At 71.5% G+C, this 19,289-nt stretch carries 13 protein-coding genes, 1 tRNA gene and 1 pseudogene; 8 read left to right on the plus strand and 7 right to left on the minus strand.

Annotated elements, in window-relative coordinates:
- Positions 1-28: 28 nt before the first annotated feature.
- The 3 genes from ACP4IX_RS27380 to ACP4IX_RS27390 form a co-directional block, all read right to left on the minus strand.
- Positions 29-1,093, minus strand: a complete 1,065-nt coding sequence (locus ACP4IX_RS27380) for an alpha/beta fold hydrolase (RefSeq protein WP_426557136.1) — start codon at positions 1,091-1,093, stop codon at positions 29-31.
- Positions 1,094-1,296: 203 nt separating this feature from the next.
- A complete protein-coding gene (locus tag ACP4IX_RS27385; RefSeq protein ID WP_426523918.1) occupies positions 1,297-1,764 on the minus strand; it encodes a RidA family protein in 468 nt (155 codons plus the stop codon).
- On the minus strand, positions 1,761-1,922 hold the full coding sequence (locus tag ACP4IX_RS27390; RefSeq protein ID WP_003975360.1) for a DUF4177 domain-containing protein: 162 nt from the start codon (positions 1,920-1,922) through the stop codon (positions 1,761-1,763). The genes ACP4IX_RS27385 and ACP4IX_RS27390 overlap by 4 nt, the downstream gene beginning before the upstream one ends.
- 106 nt (positions 1,923-2,028) lie before the next feature.
- Between ACP4IX_RS27390 and ACP4IX_RS27395 the strand changes: the two genes are divergently transcribed.
- Both ACP4IX_RS27395 and ACP4IX_RS27400 read left to right on the plus strand, forming a co-directional pair.
- Entirely contained in the window at positions 2,029-3,006 is a 978-nt protein-coding gene (locus ACP4IX_RS27395; protein ID WP_426523919.1) for an ArsA-related P-loop ATPase, read from the plus strand.
- Complete coding sequence (locus ACP4IX_RS27400) at positions 3,003-4,463, plus strand: ArsA-related P-loop ATPase (RefSeq protein WP_426557138.1); 1,461 nt, start codon at positions 3,003-3,005, stop codon at positions 4,461-4,463. Before ACP4IX_RS27395 ends, ACP4IX_RS27400 begins: the two co-directional genes overlap by 4 nt.
- Positions 4,464-4,568: 105 nt before the next feature.
- Here the strand turns inward: ACP4IX_RS27400 and wblA are convergent, their stop codons facing one another.
- Positions 4,569-4,910, minus strand: a complete 342-nt coding sequence (gene wblA, locus ACP4IX_RS27405) for a transcriptional regulator WblA (RefSeq protein ID WP_426523921.1) — start codon at positions 4,908-4,910, stop codon at positions 4,569-4,571.
- A 752-nt stretch (positions 4,911-5,662) separates the two neighbouring features.
- Here wblA and ACP4IX_RS27410 point away from each other — a divergent pair.
- Positions 5,663-7,966 (plus strand): transglycosylase domain-containing protein, encoded by a 2,304-nt coding sequence (locus ACP4IX_RS27410; protein ID WP_426557140.1) that lies wholly within the window; start codon positions 5,663-5,665, stop codon positions 7,964-7,966.
- Positions 7,967-8,222: 256 nt separating this feature from the next.
- On the opposite strand, the gene ACP4IX_RS27415 is transcribed toward ACP4IX_RS27410, so the two are convergent.
- Entirely contained in the window at positions 8,223-8,687 is a 465-nt protein-coding gene (locus ACP4IX_RS27415; protein ID WP_426523923.1) for a GatB/YqeY domain-containing protein, read from the minus strand.
- A 142-nt stretch (positions 8,688-8,829) separates the two neighbouring features.
- On the opposite strand from ACP4IX_RS27415, the gene ACP4IX_RS27420 reads away from it, so the two are divergent.
- From ACP4IX_RS27420 to ACP4IX_RS27430, 3 genes are all read left to right on the plus strand, one after another.
- Complete coding sequence (locus ACP4IX_RS27420; protein WP_426523924.1) at positions 8,830-9,759, plus strand: metallophosphoesterase; 930 nt, start codon at positions 8,830-8,832, stop codon at positions 9,757-9,759.
- Between the two features lie 86 nt (positions 9,760-9,845).
- Positions 9,846-10,598: a Pr6Pr family membrane protein gene (locus ACP4IX_RS27425; protein WP_426557142.1), complete on the plus strand. Its 753-nt coding sequence runs from the start codon at positions 9,846-9,848 to the stop codon at positions 10,596-10,598.
- Between the two features lie 67 nt (positions 10,599-10,665).
- Positions 10,666-10,739, plus strand: a tRNA-Pro gene (locus ACP4IX_RS27430).
- A 194-nt stretch (positions 10,740-10,933) separates the two neighbouring features.
- Here the strand turns inward: ACP4IX_RS27430 and ACP4IX_RS27435 are convergent.
- Positions 10,934-11,103: pseudogene (locus ACP4IX_RS27435) on the minus strand (RRQRL motif-containing zinc-binding protein); the annotation flags it as partial.
- A gap of 148 nt (positions 11,104-11,251) precedes the next feature.
- Here ACP4IX_RS27435 and ACP4IX_RS27440 point away from each other — a divergent pair.
- Positions 11,252-11,734: a hypothetical protein gene (locus ACP4IX_RS27440; protein WP_426557144.1), complete on the plus strand. Its 483-nt coding sequence runs from the start codon at positions 11,252-11,254 to the stop codon at positions 11,732-11,734.
- Between the two features lie 610 nt (positions 11,735-12,344).
- Complete coding sequence (locus ACP4IX_RS27445; RefSeq protein WP_426523927.1) at positions 12,345-13,865, plus strand: alanine/glycine:cation symporter family protein; 1,521 nt, start codon at positions 12,345-12,347, stop codon at positions 13,863-13,865.
- A gap of 401 nt (positions 13,866-14,266) precedes the next feature.
- On the opposite strand, the gene ACP4IX_RS27450 is transcribed toward ACP4IX_RS27445, so the two are convergent.
- The gene (locus ACP4IX_RS27450; RefSeq protein WP_426557146.1) at positions 14,267-19,144 is read right to left on the minus strand and encodes a DNA repair ATPase; all 4,878 of its coding nucleotides are present in this window, start codon (positions 19,142-19,144) and stop codon (positions 14,267-14,269) included.
- Between the last annotated feature and the right edge of the window lie 145 nt (positions 19,145-19,289).

Below are 19,289 nucleotides of genomic sequence, written 5' to 3' on the forward strand. Positions count from 1 at the left end.
GGGCGCCGGAAGAGGCCCGCGCCGGCGGTCAGCCGGGAAGGGCGGCCAGCCATTCGGTGAGCAGCCGGTTCGTCTCCTCGGGGCGCTCCTGCTGGAGCCAGTGGCCGCAGCCGCCGAGGAGGTGGGAGGCGGTCAGGCCGGGCAGGGTGGCCGGGTACGCCTCGATCGCGTCGGACAGCCAGGTGGTGGAGGCGTCCCGGTCGCCGCCGAGGAAGAGGGAGGGCTGGGTGAGCGGGGCGCCCTGGTGGGCGGCCATGTCGGCCCAGTCGCGGTCCATGTTGCGGTAGCGGTTGAGGGCGCCGGTCAGACCGGTGCGCTCGAACTCCCCGGCGTAGACGTCCAGGTCCTCCTCGGTCAGCCAGGACGGCAGCGGGCCGTCCGGGAACCGGTCGCGCATCCTGCCGCCGGGGGCGACGAAGTGCGGGTCGGGCGCCTCCGGGGCGGGCATGGTGTCGCCGGACAGGGCGGCGTAGAGGCCGGCGAGCCAGCCGCGCACGTCGGGCTCGATCTCGGACTCGGCACGGCCCGGTTCCTGGAAGTAGGAGACGTAGAACTCCTGCCCGGCGAAGGGGCCGGCGGGGTCGCTCATGCCGGCGAAGACGTCGCTGGGCTTCGGGCCGCCCGGCGGGGTGTACGGCACGCTCAGCAGGCCGACCGCGCGGAACACGTCGGGCCGCAGCAGCGCGGAGTGCGCGGCGATGTTCGCACCCCAGTCGTGACCGATGATCACAGCGGACCGCTCGCCCAGCGCCTCCACCACAGCGACGTTGTCCGCCACCAGGTCGAGCATCCGGTACGCCTCCACCGCGTCGGGCCGGGAGGAGCGGCCGTAGCCGCGCACGTCGACGGCGACGGCGCGGAAGCCTGCGGCGGCCAGCGCGGGGAGCTGGTGGCGCCAGGAGTACCAGGACTCGGGGAAGCCGTGGACGAGCAGGACCAGCGGTCCGCTGCCCTGCTCCACCAGGTGGATCCGGCCGGCCGGACCGGGCACCAGGCGGTGGACCGGCTGAACGGCTGACCCGTGGACCGGCTGGGAGGCCGCCCCGTCGGCGGACTGCTGGCCGTCGGGCACGGATGGCTGGGGCATGGGCATGGGCATGGCTCCTCCTGGCACGTGCGGTCGGTCCGGTGCCGGCGCGGGCCAGGGCCGGCACCGGGCCGGTTCCCGCTCCGCACGGAGCACCGGAAGCGATCCTGCGGGCGCGTGGCCGGCGAGGCGAGGTTTCTTGCCAGGCCGGCAACGCACCGCGGCCCCGTGGGGCGCCGGGCGGTCAATGCCGCCCGTACGGGGCCGTCCTACGCCTGGACGAGCTCCACCTGGACCTCGACCTCCACCGGCGCGTCCAGCGGCAGTACGGCCACGCCGACCGCGCTGCGGGCGTGGACGCCCTTGTCGCCGAGCACCTCGCCGAGCAGTTCGCTGGCACCGTTGATCACGGCCGGCTGGCCGGTGAAGTCGGACGCGGACGCGACGAAGCCGACGACCTTCACCACGCGCGCGACGCGGTCGAGGTCACCGGCGACGGACTTCACGGCGGCCAGGGCGTTCAGCGCGCAGACGCGTGCCAGCTCCTTGGCCTCCTCCGGGGTGACCTCGGCACCCACCTTGCCGGTGACCGGGAGCTTGCCCTCCACCATGGGCAGCTGGCCGGAGGTGTACACGTACGGGCCGGACTGCACCGCCGGCTGGTAGGCGGCCAGCGGCGGAACGACCTCGGGCAGCGTCAGACCGAGGTCGGCCAGCTTCGCCTCGACGGCGCTCACGCCTGCTTCTCCCGCTTCAGGTAGGCCACGAGCTGCTCGGGGTTGTTCGGCCCGGGCACGACCTGGACGAGCTCCCAGCCGTCCTCGCCCCAGGTGTCCAGAATCTGCTTCGTGGCATGGACGAGCAGCGGCACGGTTGCGTATTCCCACTTGGTCATGTGGCCGACTCTAGCCGTTGCCCGGGACGCCTCGGCGGGCCGACCGCGACGACGTTGTCCACAGCCCCGGGCGTACTCGGCGCGCGGACTGGTTACGCTCGAATACGTGAGCAGGCTCCAGGTCGTCAGTGGCAAGGGCGGAACCGGCAAGACCACGGTGGCCGCGGCCCTCGCGCTGGCCCTGGCCACCGAGGGGAAGCGCGCGCTTCTCGTCGAGGTCGAGGGCCGCCAGGGCATCGCGCAGCTCTTCGAGACGGAAGCGCTGCCTTATGAGGAGCGGAAGATCGCCGTCGCTCCCGGGGGCGGGGAGGTGTACGCCCTGGCCATCGACCCCGAACTGGCACTTCTGGACTACCTCCAGATGTTCTACAAACTGGGCAGTGCCGGGCGGGCCCTGAAGAAGCTCGGCGCGATCGACTTCGCGACCACCATCGCGCCGGGTGTCAGGGACGTCCTGCTGACCGGCAAGGCGTGCGAGGCGGTGCGGCGCAAGGACAGGAGCGGGCGGTTCGCGTACGACTACGTGGTCATGGACGCCCCGCCGACCGGGCGCATCACGCGGTTCCTCAACGTCAACGACGAGGTGGCCGGCCTCGCGAAGGTCGGGCCGATACACCATCAGGCGCAGGCCGTGATGCGGGTGCTGAAGTCCCGGGAGACCGCCGTGCACCTGGTGACGCTGCTGGAGGAGATGCCGGTCCAGGAGACCGCGGACGGCATCGCCGAGCTGCGGTCGGCGCGCCTTCCGGTGGGGCGGGTCATGGTCAACATGGTCCGGCCCGAGGTGCTGGACGCGACCGCCCTGGACCTCGTACGGAGCACGCCGCGTACGGCACTCGCCCGCTCCCTGTCGGGGGCCGGGCTCGGCGGGGCGCGGCGGGGCGGACACGCCGAGCGGCTGGTGGACCCCCTGCTGGCGCAGGCCGAGGAGTACGCCGAGCGGTACACGCTGGAGCAGGAGCAGCGGACCGTCCTCGGCGAGCTGGGCCTGCCGCTGCACGAACTCCCGCTGCTCGCCGAGGGCATGGACCTGGCGGGCCTGTACGAACTCGCCACCGAGCTGCGGAAGCAGGGGATCGCATGAGTCCGGACCCGGCCCGCCACCAGGAGGGCGCGCGGCGCCTGACACCCGCGCGGACGCTCGACGTCGACCCTCTGCTGGAGGACCCGGAAACCCGCATCGTGGTGTGCTGCGGGTCGGGCGGGGTCGGCAAGACGACCACTGCGGCGGCCCTCGGCCTGCGCGCGGCCGAGCGCGGCCGCAAGGTGGTCGTCCTCACCATCGACCCGGCCCGGCGGCTCGCCCAGTCCATGGGCATCGACTCGCTCGACAACACCCCGCGCCGGGTCAAGGGCGTCGACGACTCGGCGGGCGGTGAGCTGCACGCCATGATGCTCGACATGAAGCGCACGTTCGACGAGATCGTCGAGGCGCACGCGGATCCGGAGCGGGCGGCGGCGATCCTGGGCAACCCCTTCTACCAGTCGCTCTCGGCGGGCTTCGCGGGCACGCAGGAGTACATGGCGATGGAGAAGCTGGGGCAGCTGCGGGCGAGGGACGAGTGGGACCTCATCGTCGTCGACACCCCGCCGTCCCGGTCGGCGCTGGACTTCCTGGACGCCCCCAAGCGTCTGGGGTCCTTCCTGGACGGCAAGCTGATCCGCGTCCTGCTGGCCCCGGCGAAGGTCGGCGGCCGGGCCGGCATGAAGTTCCTGAACGTCGGCATGTCGATGATGACGGGCGTTCTGGGGAAGGTGCTGGGCGGGCAGTTCCTGAAGGACGTGCAGACCTTCGTGGCCGCGATGGACTCGATGTTCGGCGGGTTCCGTACGCGCGCGGACGCGACGTACAAGCTGCTGCAGGCGCCCGGGACGGCGTTCCTGGTGGTCGCGGCCCCGGAGCGGGACGCACTGCGTGAGGCCGCGTACTTCGTGGAGCGGCTGGCGGCCGAGGACATGCCGCTCGCCGGCCTGGTGCTCAACCGGGTCCATGGCAGCGGCGCCGACCGGTTGTCGGCCGAGCGGGCGCTCGCCGCCGCGGAAAATCTTGAGGAACCCCGCATTGTGGATCAGGACGGCGGGAAAGCTCGAGTTCGTAACTCTCCTGAAACGCACGGCAGTTCAGGCTCTCCCGAGCCCGACCTTGTCGAACCTGACCTTGTCGAGCGCGACTCTTCCGAGCCCGCGCCCCAACCCCAAACCCAAACCGAGGCCAAGTCCGATCCCGAATCCAAGGCCGACCCCGACCCCGACCCTGATCCCGACCCCGGTCCGAAGCCTGAGCACTCTCCCGAGGCTCCCGGCACACCGGATCAGTCCGTCGACCAGCTCACCGCGGGCCTGCTGCGGCTGCACGCGGACCGTATGCATCTGCTCGCCCGCGAGCAGCGCACGCGTGACCGCTTCACCGCGCGTCATCCCGAGGTGGCGGTCACCGAAGTGGCCGCGCTGCCGGGCGACGTGCACGACCTCGCGGGGCTGCGGGACATCGGCGTCCGTCTCGCGACGGACCGGCCCGAGCTGCCCGGGACGGGTGCTTGATCCAGCCGCGGCGTCCGAACCGGAGCACTCGAACGCCACGCCCGGACGACACGCCCGGACGACACGCCTGAACCGAGGCGCCGCCGGAGGAGCTCCCGGGCCGGCTCAGCCCACGGCCGCCACGTAGTTCTCGTAGATCTCTTCGTCGTCGAGAGGCATGATGCCGGCCCCTCGCTCGTACTCCGTCCGCGCCGTCTCCAGCAGACGGCGCCAGGAGGTGACGGTGGGCCGCCGGCGCAGCAGTGCGCGGCGTTCCCGCTCCGTCATGCCTCCCCATACGCCGAACTCGACGCGGTTGTCGAGCGCGTCGGCCAGGCACTCGGTACGCACCGGGCATCCGGTGCACACCGCCTTGGCCCTGTTCTGCGCTGCTCCCTGAACGAACAGTTCGTCCGGATCGGTAGTGCGGCAGGCGGCCTGCGCACTCCAGTCGGTTACCCAGCCCATACCGGCGCCGTCCTCTCCCGAATCGAGGCTCCCCCACGGCGGCAGCGGCATATTCACCGCCGCCAGTTGAGGACGTTACGGAAGGCGGGCACAGCGCAACACCCCCTTCGGGCCCAATCTTGAATGGCCCGAACGGACTATGGGTAAGCGGCAGATCACCCGGGGGAGTGAGCTGGCGACATGCGTGATTATCCCGGCATTCGGGTCATGCCTACTACGCCACAACGGACACCGGCTGACACACGAGGCGGATTCGGACGCGCATCCCGCACGCCGTGGCACGCGCCCGTAGACACCAACGCGCCCCCAGCGGGGCCCTTCAGAAAAAAGTCGAGCGGATCCGGAACGATTCGGGGTCGCCGGACGTATTGATACGTGGCCTCACTGCTGTGACAGTTGAGTGCAGCTTAGGCCAAGGCATAGACGCGTGTCCGGCGAATGAGAACGTAGACACCTCGCGTCGCTGTGCCGTCGAGCCGGTCGGCCGTGGGGGCCGGGGGCTTCGAACAGTACCGACCGGGCTTGGAGAGAACCCCGGCATGGTGATGGCACGGCACTGGTACTCCTCGTCGCCCGTCGTGGACGGGCACCCGCTCCTGGCTGAGCCGGGCTTCTGGCCTGCGTACTTGGCGGACCTGGCCGAGGGGTTCGCGCCGGGCCCGGCGCCTGCGGATGTCACAGTCTGGTACTCGAACGCTCCGGGGAACACCCGCTCCGGCGGATCGTTCACAACTACGGATTAGGCTGCCTCCATGCCAAAGAAGCGCTCGGGCGGTGGTCTGTCGCCAACGCAGCAGGCCGCCAAGTTCCTCGGTGTCAGTGTCCTCGCGGGAGCCGTGCTGGCCGGCATCGCGTTGCCAGCGGTGGGCGCGCTGGGCCTGGCGGCCAAGGGGTCGGTGGAGAGTTTCGACGCACTCCCGGCCAACCTGAAGACTCCCCCGCTGAGCCAGCGCACCTCCATCCTCGACGCCGACGGCGGCACCATCGCCACGGTGTACTCGCGCGACCGCACGGTGGTCGACCTGAAGGACATCTCGCCGTACATGCAGAAGGCGATCGTCGCCATCGAGGACTCTCGTTTCTACGAGCACGGCGCGGTCGACCTCAAGGGCGTACTGCGCGCGCTCAACAAGAACGCGCGCAGCGGCGGGGTGTCCGAGGGCGCGTCCACGCTCACGCAGCAGTACGTCAAGAACGTCTTCGTGGAAGAGGCCGGCGACGACCCGACGCTGGTCGCCCAGGCCACCCAGCAGACCCTCGGCCGCAAGATCCGCGAGCTGAAGCTCGCCATCCAGGTCGAGGAGGAACTGGGCAAGAAGCAGATCCTCGAGAACTACCTGAACATCACGTTCTTCGGCCAGCAGGCCTACGGCGTCGAGGCGGCCTCCCGGCGCTACTTCTCGAAGTCCGCCAAGGACCTCGAACTCCAGGAGGCCGCTCTCCTGGCCGGCATCGTCCAGTCGCCCAGCCGGTACGACCCGGTCAACGACGAGGCGGAGGCCACCGAGCGGCGCAACACCGTGCTGCAGCGCATGGCCCAGGTCGGTGACATCTCCCAGGCGGAGGCCGACAAGGCCCAGGCGGCACCGCTCGGGCTGAAGGTCAGCCGGCCCAAGAACGGGTGCATCACGGCCGTGAAGAACTCGAGCTTCTTCTGCGACTACGTGCGCGAGGTGTTCCTGAACGATCCGGTCTTCGGCAAGACCCGCAAGGACCGTTCCAAGATCTGGAACCAGGGCGGCCTGACCATCCGCACGACGCTCGACCCGCAGGCCCAGGAGTCGGTGCAGGCCTCCCTGAAGAACCACATCTACCAGTCGGACTCGGTGTCCGCGGCGACCACGCTGGTCGAACCGGGCACCGGCAAGATCCTCGCCATGGGCCAGTCGAAGCCGTACGGCTACGGCAAGAACGAGACGGAGATCAACTACTCGGTCGACGCGGCCTACGGCGGCTCCAACTTCGGCTTCCCCACGGGCTCGACGTTCAAGCCCTTCCTCGCGGCCGCGGCGCTGGAGGAGGGTGTGCCGGCGACGAAGGAGTACTCGTCGCCGTACGAGATGGAGTACCCGAGCCCCGTCCAGACCTGTGGCAAGCCCTGGATCAACGACAGCGGCTACCGCGTCGAGAACGAGAACGAGACGGAGGTCGGCCCGTACCGCCTGGAGGACGCGATGGCCCTCTCCGTCAACACGTACTTCGTGCAGATGCTCTCCGACATCGGTCTGTGCACGGTGTCCAACATGGCCGACAAGCTGCACGTCCGGCAGGGCAACGGCGAGAAGCTGCCGCAGAGCCCCTCCGCCCTCGCCCTCGGTTCGGTCGGTATGTCCCCACTGACGCTGGCGAACGCGTACGCGACCTTCGCCTCGCGCGGCATGTACTGCACGCCGGTCGCGATCGAGTCGATCACGCAGAAGGTCGGCAACCAGCAGAAGTCGCTCGAGGTGCCGAAGTCGACGTGCTCGCGGGCCATGAGCGAGAAGACCGCGGACACGGTCAACACGCTGCTGCAGGGCGTGGTCGACTCCGGTACGGGTAAGGAGGCCGGCCTCAGCGACCGGCACAACGCCGGTAAGACGGGTACGACCGACGAGCGCAAGAACGCCTGGTTCGCCGGCTACACGCCGAACATGTCGGGCGCCGTCTGGGTCGGCAGCGCCTCCCAGGAGGTCGAGATGAAGAACATCTCGATCGGCGGCGTCACCCACGCACTCGTCTTCGGTGGCGCGGTCCCGGGCCCCATCTGGAAGGACGCCATGACCGGCGCCCTGTCGGGCAAGGAATCCCCGGACTTCAACATCGTCGACATCCCGAAGGCCGACAAGGACAAGGACAAGGGCCCGGGCGGCGACGAGGGCGACCGGGACGACGGCGGCAACGGTGACGGCGGCAACGGTGACGGGGGCAACGCCGACGGTGGTGTCATCGGCGGCCTGATCGGCGACGGAAACAACGACGGGGGCGGCAACGGAGGCACCCCGCCGAACCCGGGCATCACCATCCCGGAGGGCTTCATCCAGGGCCCGGGCAACGGCCCCGGGGGACGCCGCTGACCCGACGCTCCGCCACCCCGGCAGGGCGGCACGGACACGACGAACGGTCCCTTCCCTCGACATGAGGGGAGGGACCGTCTCCGTTCGGGACCAGAGCCGGCTCGGGACCGCAGCCGGACCCAGCTAGACCTCGGTCGGCTCGGGACCGCAGCCAAACCAAGACCTCAGCGACTCGGACCACAGCCAAACCAAGACCTCAGCCGGCTCGGGACCGCGGCCGGCCCGGAACCGAACCCCAGCCGGTTCGGAACCCGAGTCAGCCCGCCAGCAGCTTCTTCACCGCCGCGGCCACCCGGCCGCCCTCCGCCTGCCCGGCCACCTTCGGGTTCACGATCTTCATGACGGCACCCATGGCCCGCGGCCCCTCGGCGCCGGCCGCCTTCGCCTCCTCGACGGCCTGCGCGACGATCGCGGTCAGCTCGTCGTCGGACAGCTGCTGGGGCAGGTAGGCGGCGAGCACGACACCCTCCGCCTTCTCCCGCTCGGCCTGCTCCGGGCGACCGCCCTGGGCGAAGGCATCGGCGGCCTCGCGGCGCTTCTTCGCCTCGCGGGTGATCACCTTCTGCACCTCGTCGTCGGAGAGCTCCCGCTTCTCCTTCCCCGCGACCTCTTCCTTGGTGATCGCGGCGAGCGTCAGCCGGAGCGTCGAGGAGCGGAGCTCGTCACGATCCTTGATCGCGGCGTTGAGGTCGTCGTGCAGCTTCGACTTGAGCGTGGTCATGGGGTGATTGTCGCAGGTGCGGAAGGAAGAGCGCCTGCTCATTTAAGGGCCCTCCGCCACGACCGCCGGCGAGCATCCGGCGAGTGCCTTGGTCGGCCCCCGTGCGGTCGGCTCCCACCACCGCTTCTGACACGATGGCTGCATGCGCGCGCGATACGGAGTACCCCTGGGAATCACGGCGGTTGGCGCCGCCGGTCTGGTCTACGCGGCGGGCTTCGAGGCCCGCTCGTTCCGCCTCCGACGGGTGACGGTCCCCGTCCTGCCCCCCGGGATGCGCCCCCTGCGCGTGCTGCAGGTCTCCGACATCCACATGGTCGGCGGCCAGCGCAAGAAACAGCGCTGGCTGCAGTCGCTGGCCGGCCTGCGCCCCGACTTCGTGATCAACACCGGCGACAACCTGTCCGACCCGGAAGGCGTCCCGGAGGTCCTGGACGCCCTCGGCCCCCTGATGGAGTTCCCGGGCGCCTACGTCTTCGGCTCCAACGACTACTACGGCCCGAAGCTGCGCAACCCCGCCCGGTACCTGATCGAGAAGGCCCAGGGCCGTCACGGCCTGAACGGCAACGCGCCCGCCGTCGGAGTCGTCCACAACCCGTGGGAGGACCTCCGCGACGGCTTCGACGCGGCCGGCTGGCAGAACCTCACGAACACGCGCGGCATGCTCAAGGTCGAGGGTGTGTCCGTCGAGCTGACGGGACTGGACGACCCGCACATCAAACGGGACCGGTACGCGGAGGTGGCGGGCGGCCCGTCCGGCACGGCGGACTTCTCGATGGGCGTGGTCCACGCGCCGTACCTGCGCGTCCTCGACTCGTACACGGCGGACGGCTATCCCCTGCTCCTCGCCGGCCACACGCACGGCGGCCAGCTGTGCATCCCCTTCTACGGCGCCCTGGTCACCAACTGCGACCTGGACACGGAGCGCGTGAAGGGCCTGTCCACCCACACGGCCGAGGGCCGTACGGCCTACCTCCACGTATCAGCGGGATGCGGCACGAACAGGTACACACCGGTACGTTTCGCCTGCCCGCCAGAGGCGACGCTGCTGACGCTGGTGGGACGGGAGCGCTGACTGCCGGCCGAGGGCGAGGGCGGGCCGGGTAACCCACACGGCCCTCCCGCATAGCCCGCCATGTCCGGTCTGTCTAGCTTGGGGCCATGACAGCCCCGATACCCAGGGACCTCCCGGACCTCCCCGCGCTCCCGGGCCCGCCCAGACTGCTGCATTCCCCCGTCCCGGCCACGGCCGTCCTGACCCCCGTACGCCGCCCGCTGGTCGCCGGCTTCCGCGCCCTCACCGCACTCCTGGCACTGACGGGCGTGACCATCGAACTGCTGGTGGGCGGCGGCCCGGCCACCAGTCCCCTGAGTCACTTCACGGTCCAGAGCAGCATCGTGCTGGCCCTGGTCATGACGGCCTCCGCCCGGCGCGCCTGGTCCGCCCGCCATCCCCTGCCGGGCGCCCTCACGGGCGCGGTCCTGCTGTACGTCGCCGCCGGCGGCCTCGTCCACCACCTGCTCCTGGCCGACGCGGCGAGCCCGTTCTCCGTGACGGACGGCACGGGCACGGGCTGGCACACGGCCGCGGCCCACATCCTGAACACGGCCGTCCCCGTCGCCGCGGCCCTGGACTGGCTCCTGCTCACCACCCCCGGCCGCCTGCACCTGCGCCAGGCCGCCGCGTGGCTCCTCTACCCCCTGGCCTACCTGGCCTTCTCCCTGGCCCGCGGCGAGCTCCTCCTCCCCGGCACCCAGGACCGCTACCTCTACCCCTTCCTCGACGTCGACCGGCACGGCTACAAGGGCGTCCTCGGCAACGCCCTCCTCCTGGGCCTGTCCCTCTACGCCCTGGGCGTCCTCCTCGTGGCACTGGACCACATCCGCCCGAACCCGCTCCGCCCCCGCAGATAAACCGGATTTCACCTCCGGCCGCCGGTGGGCTAGAGTAAACGACGTCGCCGCGACAAGCAGCGACAATCGGGGTGTGGCGCAGCTTGGTAGCGCGCTTCGTTCGGGACGAAGAGGTCGTGGGTTCAAATCCCGCCACCCCGACGCTGGTCAGAGGGCCTGGTGTGCAAGTGACACCAGGCCCTCTGTCATGTTCGGGGGCCAAACAGAGGGCCAAAGGGTTCCGATCACGCCTCGTGGTCAGTCGCCTGGTTCCGCTGAGCAAGGGCGGGGGCCATGGCCCGGCGCCCTGCCGTTCAGCGGCCACCGCTCGCCCCGGCGGACCGTCTCCAGTCTCTTCGTGTTGGCCGAAATCGCGCGGTCCGGGCGAGGTAGGCGATCAGCGGGCCCGGCGGCGGCGCGGCCGTTCGACCGTCGTGGCCACGCCCTGACCGCCGGGCCGCAATCCGTGTGCGCGGAGCTGGCGGCGGGTGGCGCACCTGTCCGGGGCCGGACGCCACCGGAACACCGAAACCAGCGGGTTCGCGGAAGCCGAAGACTGTCTGGGCAGGAACGCGCCGGCGGGGGCGGGTTTTGGCGTGAGGAGGCACGCGGGGTTCGCGCGGGGGTGCGTCAGGCAGGATGAGGTATCCGATCAGTGGGGGGAGGGCCCTGGGGTGGGTTACGAGTTGCAGGCAGTGATCGCGGGGGACGAGTTGCTGCGTGCCGCGTCACGGGGCGTCGCCGGCGCTCGGGTGGTGCCTCTCCGGCAGGGCCTGTCGCTGATGCCGATGACGGATGAGGTCTTCGGTGCCGTCACGGACGGCAGCGCCGTGAGGGCTCTGGGATTCTGGAAGCTGCCGGGAGGCTTCGAGATCTCACTCGCCCGGTGGTCCGCTGCAGGGCCTGTCGCCTATGTCGAGGCCGAGTACTTCGGTGGCGTCGGCGAGCAGCGGGCTGCCGTCTGGGCTGACGGGGCGCTGGCGGTGGGGCCACTGGATGTGCCGGCGAGAAAGTGGATGGTGCGGGCGGTCAGCCCGATCTCGCAGGCTCTTCAGCAGCTCGGCGTGAAGAGGAGCCTCGGTGGAGACGAATTCGAGGCCTTGGGACTGGGCCGTCATCGAAACACCGACGACTGGATGTCTTCCAGTACCTCTTGAGCCCGCGCCAGACGGCGGCGACTTCCGGAATCCCGCATAGCCTCGCAAGTTGCCGGTCGAGCTCGCTCCCGTCCTGACACGTCAGGGTCCTGATGCCGCCACCTGCCGGTATCCGGCATCAGGACCTGGCCGTGTGCTCCCCTCGCGTCCCATGGTGCCGACGCAGAGCACCTCGCGCGTTGCCCGCTTCCGGCAGTCTTCTGCACGCCCTCCATGCCGGTCGCCGCCCGGAGGGCGGCAGGACGGTGCGTGCTGTCGGTGGCCCCGGGGGACGCCGGCCGACCGGCGGATACGTGCCCATGACACTCATCCCGGAGTCGTATAACAGTCCGATATCACCAGCTGGGGCTTTCACCCGTCACGGGCCGTCATGTGATCTGCGTCACTCAATGATTGGCAAAGGCGTGGTAGAACTGCGCAACTCCGCAGGTGGATCGGCCGACTGCCGTTCCGTGGAAGGTCGGCCTGTACGCGCACCACAGCCCGGGACGATCACGGTCCGGAACCGGACCGTGCGCACGGGTTCGATCACCGGACAACGACGTTCGCTCAGAGACCGCTCACCCGGCGAGACTCCCCGGCCCGCCGGCACCGCTCCAGAGGTAGCCAAGTGTCACTCGAATCCGTTACCGAGTCCGTCGACGAAGCCGTCAGCGGATTCTTCGAACCCATAGCCAAGTGGCTGGGCGAGGTCGTCTTCTACGCCGTTCCCGTCGGCGGCACGGACCTGCCCCTCATCGTCGCCTGGCTCGTCGTCGCCGGTCTGGTCTTCACCGGATGGTTCGGCTTCGTCCAGCTCCGCAAGTTCCGGCTCGCCGTCGACGTGGTGAGGGGGAAGTACGACGACAAGGACTCGGCCGGCGAGGTCAACCACTTCCAGGCGCTGACCGCCGCGGTCTCCGGCACGGTCGGCCTCGGCAACATCGCCGGCGTGGCCGTCGCCGTCTCCATCGGCGGCCCCGGCGCCACGTTCTGGATGGTCCTGTGCGGCCTGCTCGGCATGGCCACCAAGTTCGTCGAGGTCACCCTCGGTGTGAAGTACCGCGAGGTGCACGCCGACGGCACCGTGTCCGGCGGCCCGATGCACTACCTGCCCAAGGGCCTCGCCGAACGCTTCGGCAAGAACGGCAGGATGCTCGGCAAGGTCCTCGCCGTCCTCGCCTCCTTCATGATCCTCTTCTTCGGCCTCTTCGGCGGCAACCTCTTCCAGGTCAACCAGTCCTACGCGCAGCTGGTCTCCGTCACCGGCGGCGAGGACGGCGCCGTAGGCTCCTCCGCCGGCGCGCTGCTCTTCGGCATCCTGGTCGCCGCACTGGTCGGCATCGTGCTCCTCGGCGGGATCCGCTCCATCGCCAACGTCACCAGCAGGCTGGTGCCCGCCATGGCCGGCATCTACATCGTCGCGTGCCTGGCCGTGATCCTGGTCAACGTCACCGCCGTCCCGGACGCCGTCGCCGCCATCGTCGAGGGCGCCTTCAACCCCGAGGGTGTCGCCGGCGGTGTGCTCGGCGCGCTGATCATCGGCTTCAAGCGGGCCGCCTTCTCCAACGAGGCGGGCCTGGGCTCCGCGCCGATCGCCCACTCTGCGGTCAAGACCAAGCACCCCGCGAGCGAGGGTCTGGTCGCGCTGCTGGAGCCGTTCATCGACACCGTCGTCATCTGCACCATGACCGCGCTGACCATCGTCATCGCCGACCCGGCCAGCCTCGGCAAGGACATCGGCGGCGTCACCATCACCTCCGACGCCTTCGAGACGGTGCTGCCCTGGTTCCCGTACATCCTGACCGTCGCGGTGATGCTGTTCGCCATCTCCACCGTGCTGACCTGGGGCTACTACGGCCTCAAGGCGTGGACGTACCTCTTCGGCCGCAGCCGGACCAGCGAGGTGACGTACAAGGTCGTCTACACGCTGTTCGCGATCACCGGCTCGCTGCTGACGCTGCAGACGTTGATCGACCTGGCCGACGCGGTCCTCTTCTCGCTCGCCGTCATCAACATCATCGGCCTGTACCTCCTCGCCCCCGTCGTCAAGCGCGAACTCAACTCGTTCCTGGAGTACGTCCGCGCCCGCAACGCCGGTGAGGACACCGGGGGCGACGAAGGCCAGGAGTCGGTGAAGACCACCGTCTGACCCGCCTCACGCGGACCGGCTCCTGAACGGGCCCGTACTCACCTCGCGCCTTGGTGAGCACGGGCCCGTTCGCGTACGCGCACCGTGCTCGTTTCCGCGGCTCCGGGCGGGCCTGGCGGCCGCTCCGGCCGGCGACCGGCCCCTCTCCTGCGCGTCCCGGGCGCGTCGCCGCGGATGCCTTGACCGCGTGGACGACGAGCAGAGCGCTGTAGAGCGCGGTCAGCGCCGTCGCCGCGCAGGGCGCATGGGCCGGGGTGCCCGGCGTGGCGCCGGCCGGCCGAAGCGACCGCCGGCGGCGGCAAGGGCACGCCGGGGCCGGGCCGCACGTACACCACGCTCCCGGCCACGGGACCGTGTCCGACGCCTCGGACTGGTTCCCGTGCCGCCACCGCGCGGACCGGTCAGTCCGCCCGGGTCCCCGGCCCCGGGCGGGCGGCGTGCCGGGCCGCCGGGTTGGCGACGAGGTGGCGCGGGTCGGCGGCGCGGCTGATCGCCGACTCGACGGCCGCGACCCGGTCGGCCAGCAGTCCGAGGGCGGCGACGGCACGGGTGAGGGGGTCGTTCTCGGGGCCGCCGAGGGTCTGGGTGCGGACGTACGCCGCCTTCAGCTCGGACCAGCGCGCGGCCTGGCCGGTGGTGAGGGTGCCCCGCAGCTCGGCCAGTTTCAGCAGGTTGGCCTCGGCGCCGGTGGTGAGGGTCTGGGCCTCGGCCGTGTAGTGGTCGTCGATCAGGGCGGACAGCTCGGTGTCGTTCATGACCGGCTGGATGCGCTGGGCGATCTTGTTCATGGTGCGGTAGGAGCCCTGGAGCCGGAAGGGCGGCTCGGTGCGGGTGGTGTCCGACTGGGCGGCCGAGGCGATGTACGCGGCGTTGACCGCGAGGACGGTCTCGCGGGCGGTGAGCAGGTGGCGCAGGACCGCGGTGATCCGGTCCAGTTCGGCGGGCGCGTACGGGTGGGCGAGACGGTCGGCGCGCGCGGCCGGGTCGCCCCCGGCCAGCCGGAGCAGGAGTTCCAGGTCGGCGCGGTCGCGGCCGGCGAGCGGGGCGAGGACCGGGTTGGCGGTCAGGGCGTTCTCGACGAAGCTGAGGGCGAAGGCGTCCTGCCTGCCGGTGAGGACGTCGCCGAGGTTCCACACGTCGGCGCGGTTGGCGAGCATGTCGGGGACCTGGAAGCGGCTGCCGGACTCGGTGTACGGGTTGCCCGCCATGCACACCGCGAAGCGTTTGCCGCGCAGGTCGTAGGTGCGCGGCTCGCCGTCGCGTACGCCTTCGATGCGGCGGGTGGCGTCGCACAGCGGGATGAACTTCTGCAGCAGCTCGGGCGAGGTGTGCTGGATGTCGTCGAGGTGGAGGAGGGTGTTGTTGCCCGCCTCCAGCGCGAAGTTGATCTTCTCGATCTCCTGCCGGGCGGTGGCGTTCGGGGCCTCGGCCGGGTCGAGCGAGGTCACCGTGGGGCCCAGGGCCGGGCCGTTGACCTTCACCAGCAGGAGGCCGAGCCGGTCGGCGACGTACTCCACGAGGGTCGTCTTGCCGTAGCCCGGCGGGGAGATGAGCAGCAGCAGGCCGCCGGTGTCGGTGCGTCTGGTGTCGCCCGTGGTGCCGAGCTGCTTGGCGAGGCTGTCGCCGATCAGGGGGAGGTAGACCTCGTCGATGAGCCTGCTGCGCACGAACGCGGACATCACGCGCGGCCGGTACTCGTCCAGGCGCAGGCGGCTGCGCTCGGCTGCGACCAGTGCCGCGCGGCGGCGCTGGTAGGCGCGGTGGGCGGGAACCTCGCGGGCGCGGAACTCGCGGGCGCGGGCGGTGAGTTCATCGACGCGGACGGTCAGGGTCCGGTCGTGGACGCGCGGGTGGGTGCCGAGCAGGCCCTCGACGGTCTCGGTCAGGGGCGCGTCCGACTCGTAGCGGGGCAGGCCGGGGCACAGCTCCGCGGCCACGGCCTCGGCGAGGTCCCCGGGCGCGAGGTCGGTGCCGGTCGCGGTGGTGTACGAGGTCAGCCACGCCTCGACGAGTTGTCTGCGGGCGGCCGGGTCGGTGAGGGCGGTGAGGTCGTCGTCGTAGGCGCGGGCGCCCACCGTGCGGCGGAACTTGTCGAGCAGGGTGCGGGTGCCCGCGCCGAGTACGAAGCCGTCGGGGCCGGTCGTCAGCTCCTCGAAGAGGTAGGCGGCCGCCGCTCGTGTGCCGATCGCGTCGGCGAGTTCGGCTTCCAGGTCGGCGATCGCGGGCGCGAGTCCGAAGGTGTCGCGGGCCCGGGCCAGGGAGACGGCGCGGCGCGTCCAGGCGTCGCGTTCCCCGGCCGTCGTGCGGTGCTCCCAGAAGAGCTGGGCGTCGGCGCGGGCGGCCGGCTCGTGGCGCAGGAGGCCGGCGCCCTCGTGCAGGCGCAGCAGGGCGGTGAGGATCAGGGCCGCGTCGTGGTCGTGGACGCCGCGCTCGTAGCCCTCGTCGTAGGCCTCCTCCGCCGCGTGCCGGACCAGGGCGGGCAGGTCCTCGGCGGCTGCGAGGGCGGCCGGGCCGTGCTCGTCGAGCAGGCGGGCGGCGAGGTGTTCGGCGCGGTAGACGCCGGGGGACTCCGAGGACAGCGGGCGGTCCCAGTACGGGCGGGTCGCGGCGAAGTCGGGGTCGGTGACCGGGGCGCGGTAGTCGGTGCCCGTCAGGGCGAAGGCCAGGTTCTCGCCCTGGGGGACGAGGGTGAGGTCGAGGGGCTGGGTGTTGACCGCGAAGCGGTGGCCGCCCAGGCGGACGGTGCGGCCGTCGTCGGCGTACAGGTCGGTGCGGTCGCGCAGGGCGCGCAGGGCCTGCTGCCGGGCGGACTTCAGGCGGCCGTCGAGTTCTTCCGCCTTGACCTGGTCGCCGAGTGAGCGCAGTTCGTCGGCCGTGCGGCGGACCTTGGCGGGCATCGGGTCGGAGGCGAAGTACGTGGTGACCGCGTCGGCGTCGGCGAGCGCGGACGCCCGGCGCACGAGCGTGGTCAGGACCCGGCCGGCCGACTCGGCGAGGCGTTCGGCCCTGCGGGCACGGGCGTCGGCGAGGGTCTGCTTGCGGGCGGAGAGCGCCTCGTGGATCTCGTCGCGCTTGTCCGCCAGCTCGGTGAGGAAGCCGTCGGACTCGGCGAACCGGGACTCCAGGTCCTCCACCCGCACGAGCAGTCGGGCGAGCTGTTCATCGCACTCCTCGGGGGTGCCGGCCGCGGCGAGCGCGCCGGTGACCGCCTGGCCGAGCAGCGCGAACTCGGCGGTGAACTCGGCCCGGCCCTCGCGGTCCCGCAGGGCGCGGCGGCGTCCGTCCAGGGTGGCGCGGGCGCGGTTGACGCCCCCGAGGACCTCGGCGATCCGCTCCAGGACGGACGTGCGGACGGTGGCGTCACCGATGTCCAGGCCGGAGACGACGTCGGTCACCGTGCGCAGGTCGTCGGCGTGCTCGTCGAGGCGGGCCGTGAGGGGCTCCGCCTCGGCGACGGTGGTGATCGCCTCGGCGTCGGCGACGAGCCGCTCGATGTCGGCCCGGTGGTCGGCGAAGGCGTCCTCGTGCGCCAGGTGGGTGACGGCCCGCTGCCCGAAGGAGGCGAGGTCGCGTTCGACGTCGGCGGCCAGCTCGTCGACGCGGTCGGTGTCCGCGTACCGCATGTCCTTGAGGGTGAGCAGGTGTCCCTGCGCCTGCCGGAGCTCCGTGAGCCCGGACACCCACGCCGCGGCGCCGCGCGGGGCCTCGCCGCGCAGCCGCCGTACGACGGTGGTGACGCGTGCCGTCGCCTCGGTGAGCGCGTCGGCCGCCTGCCGGGTGAGCGTCTGCACCGTCTCGAACTCGGACAGCACCTGCTCGGCGGTGTCCCTCACCTGGGTGAGCGGCTCGTGCAGGGCGCCGAGGTCCGCCTCGGCCAGCCAGTGGTGGGAGTCCGCGACCCGCGCGCAGGCCGCCACGAGCGCCTCGTACACCTCGCCGGTCGGGGTGGTCCCGGTGACCGCGCGCGTGACGGACAGGCAGTCGGAGATGCCGCGTACGAGGTCGGCGTTGCCGACGCGGGCGAGCGGGCCGGTGCCGGCCGGCCGGGCGGCGGCGTGGGTGTCGGAGACGTACGGGGAGGTCCACCGCTGCACCGGGTGCACGCGCTGCGGCTCGGTGCCGGCCGCCCGCAGGGTGAGGAGGGCTCCGTCGTCGAACAGGGCCCAGCCGTGGCAGGACAGCGGGGTGGCGACCTCCTTGCGGATGATGTTGTAGGGCAGGAGGAGGCTGCGGCCCGCCACGCGGGCGTGGAAGGCGAAGAGGACGTCCTCGCCGTTCGGGGAGCGGACCGCCCGCTCGAACTCCATGCCCTCGGTGTCGACGCCGTCGAACGTCCGGTGGGTGCCGGTGGCCAGGCAGTAGCCACCGGGGAAGACGATGCCCTGGTCGTCGGGCAGCCGGCGGCACGCCTGCCCGATGCCGTCGAGGCGGACGACGGTCCCGGTGAGGGTGTTGAACACCAGGTAGCGGTGGGTGTCCTCCTTGTACGGGAGGACGTCCATCAGGATCAGGGCGCCGACCCGCGCGTACGCGATGTGCGCGTCGGCGAGCGACTGCAGCGGCTCGGCGACCGGCTCGGCGTACACGCCCTCGCCGGTCTCGGTGTCGTCCTCGGTCTTGACCGTCAGGGTCCCGCCCAGCGTCTCGACGAACACCTCGCCCTCGAGGGAGACGTGCGGGTGCCGGCCCAGGACGTGGTCCTCGCGGGTCGTCACCGTCCACGTGAAGTCGTGCGCGGGCGGCAGGACGTGGTCGCGGTCGCCGCGCGCGTCCAGGAAGGACGCCCGGCCGTCGTCGGACAGTGCCCAGCGCAGGACCCGGATGTCGTCGGCCTTCTCGCCGGTCCGGAAGACGGCGAGCACCTTGTCGTCGACGCGGCGGAGCCGGAGGAGCCGGGCCTGGTGGAAGTAGCGGTGGAGGGCGGCGAACTCGCGGACGAAGGCGGGGTCGTCGAGCAGGCCGGGCACGGCGTCGTCGGACAGCCGGTCCAGCGTGCGGTCGTGCAGCGCGAAGACGTCGCCGACGGCGGTCTCGGCGCCGCGTCCGGGGACGGTGTTGTAGCCGAAGAGCAGCACGTCGCCGACGGACACGAGGTCGCGCGGCACGCACGCCGGCCCCGTGCGCAGTTGTTCGGTGCCGGCCAGCTCCAGGCGCAGGGAGCCGAACTCCTCGACGCGGCGGGCGTTCAGCGCCTCGGCGCGGCGGGCCAGCTCGGCCGCCTGCGCGGTGAGGCGGTCGCGCAGCACCTCGTACGTTCCCGTGTCCAGGGCGGTGGTCATGAGGTCCCTCTCCGGAAGTCGAGAAGTCGAGAAGTGGGGGGGGGGGGGGGGGGGGGGGGGGGGGGGGGGGGGGGGCGAGGGGCGGAAGGCCGCCGCACCGGCGCGGGCCGGGACGCGGGCCACAAGAAGAAGGGGGGGGGGGGGG

The organism is Streptomyces sp. WG5, from assembly GCF_049974565.1.
In the GTDB taxonomy this organism is placed as follows: domain Bacteria; phylum Actinomycetota; class Actinomycetes; order Streptomycetales; family Streptomycetaceae; genus Streptomyces.

What these genes read in the sequence shown, in the direction of transcription:
- ACP4IX_RS27380 (WP_426557136.1), bottom strand. Translation starts at nt 1,093, where the DNA reads ATGCCCATGCCCCAGCCATCCGTGCCCGACGGCCAGCAGTCCGCCGAC.
- ACP4IX_RS27390 (WP_003975360.1), bottom strand. Translation starts at nt 1,922, where the DNA reads ATGACCAAGTGGGAATACGCAACCGTGCCGCTGCTCGTCCATGCCACG.
- ACP4IX_RS27400 (WP_426557138.1), top strand. Translation starts at nt 3,003, where the DNA reads ATGAGTCCGGACCCGGCCCGCCACCAGGAGGGCGCGCGGCGCCTGACA.
- wblA (WP_426523921.1), bottom strand. Translation starts at nt 4,910, where the DNA reads ATGGGCTGGGTAACCGACTGGAGTGCGCAGGCCGCCTGCCGCACTACC.
- ACP4IX_RS27410 (WP_426557140.1), top strand. Translation starts at nt 5,663, where the DNA reads ATGCCAAAGAAGCGCTCGGGCGGTGGTCTGTCGCCAACGCAGCAGGCC.
- ACP4IX_RS27415 (WP_426523923.1), bottom strand. Translation starts at nt 8,687, where the DNA reads ATGACCACGCTCAAGTCGAAGCTGCACGACGACCTCAACGCCGCGATC.
- ACP4IX_RS27420 (WP_426523924.1), top strand. Translation starts at nt 8,830, where the DNA reads ATGCGCGCGCGATACGGAGTACCCCTGGGAATCACGGCGGTTGGCGCC.
- ACP4IX_RS27425 (WP_426557142.1), top strand. Translation starts at nt 9,846, where the DNA reads ATGACAGCCCCGATACCCAGGGACCTCCCGGACCTCCCCGCGCTCCCG.
- ACP4IX_RS27450 (WP_426557146.1), bottom strand. Translation starts at nt 19,144, where the DNA reads ATGACCACCGCCCTGGACACGGGAACGTACGAGGTGCTGCGCGACCGC.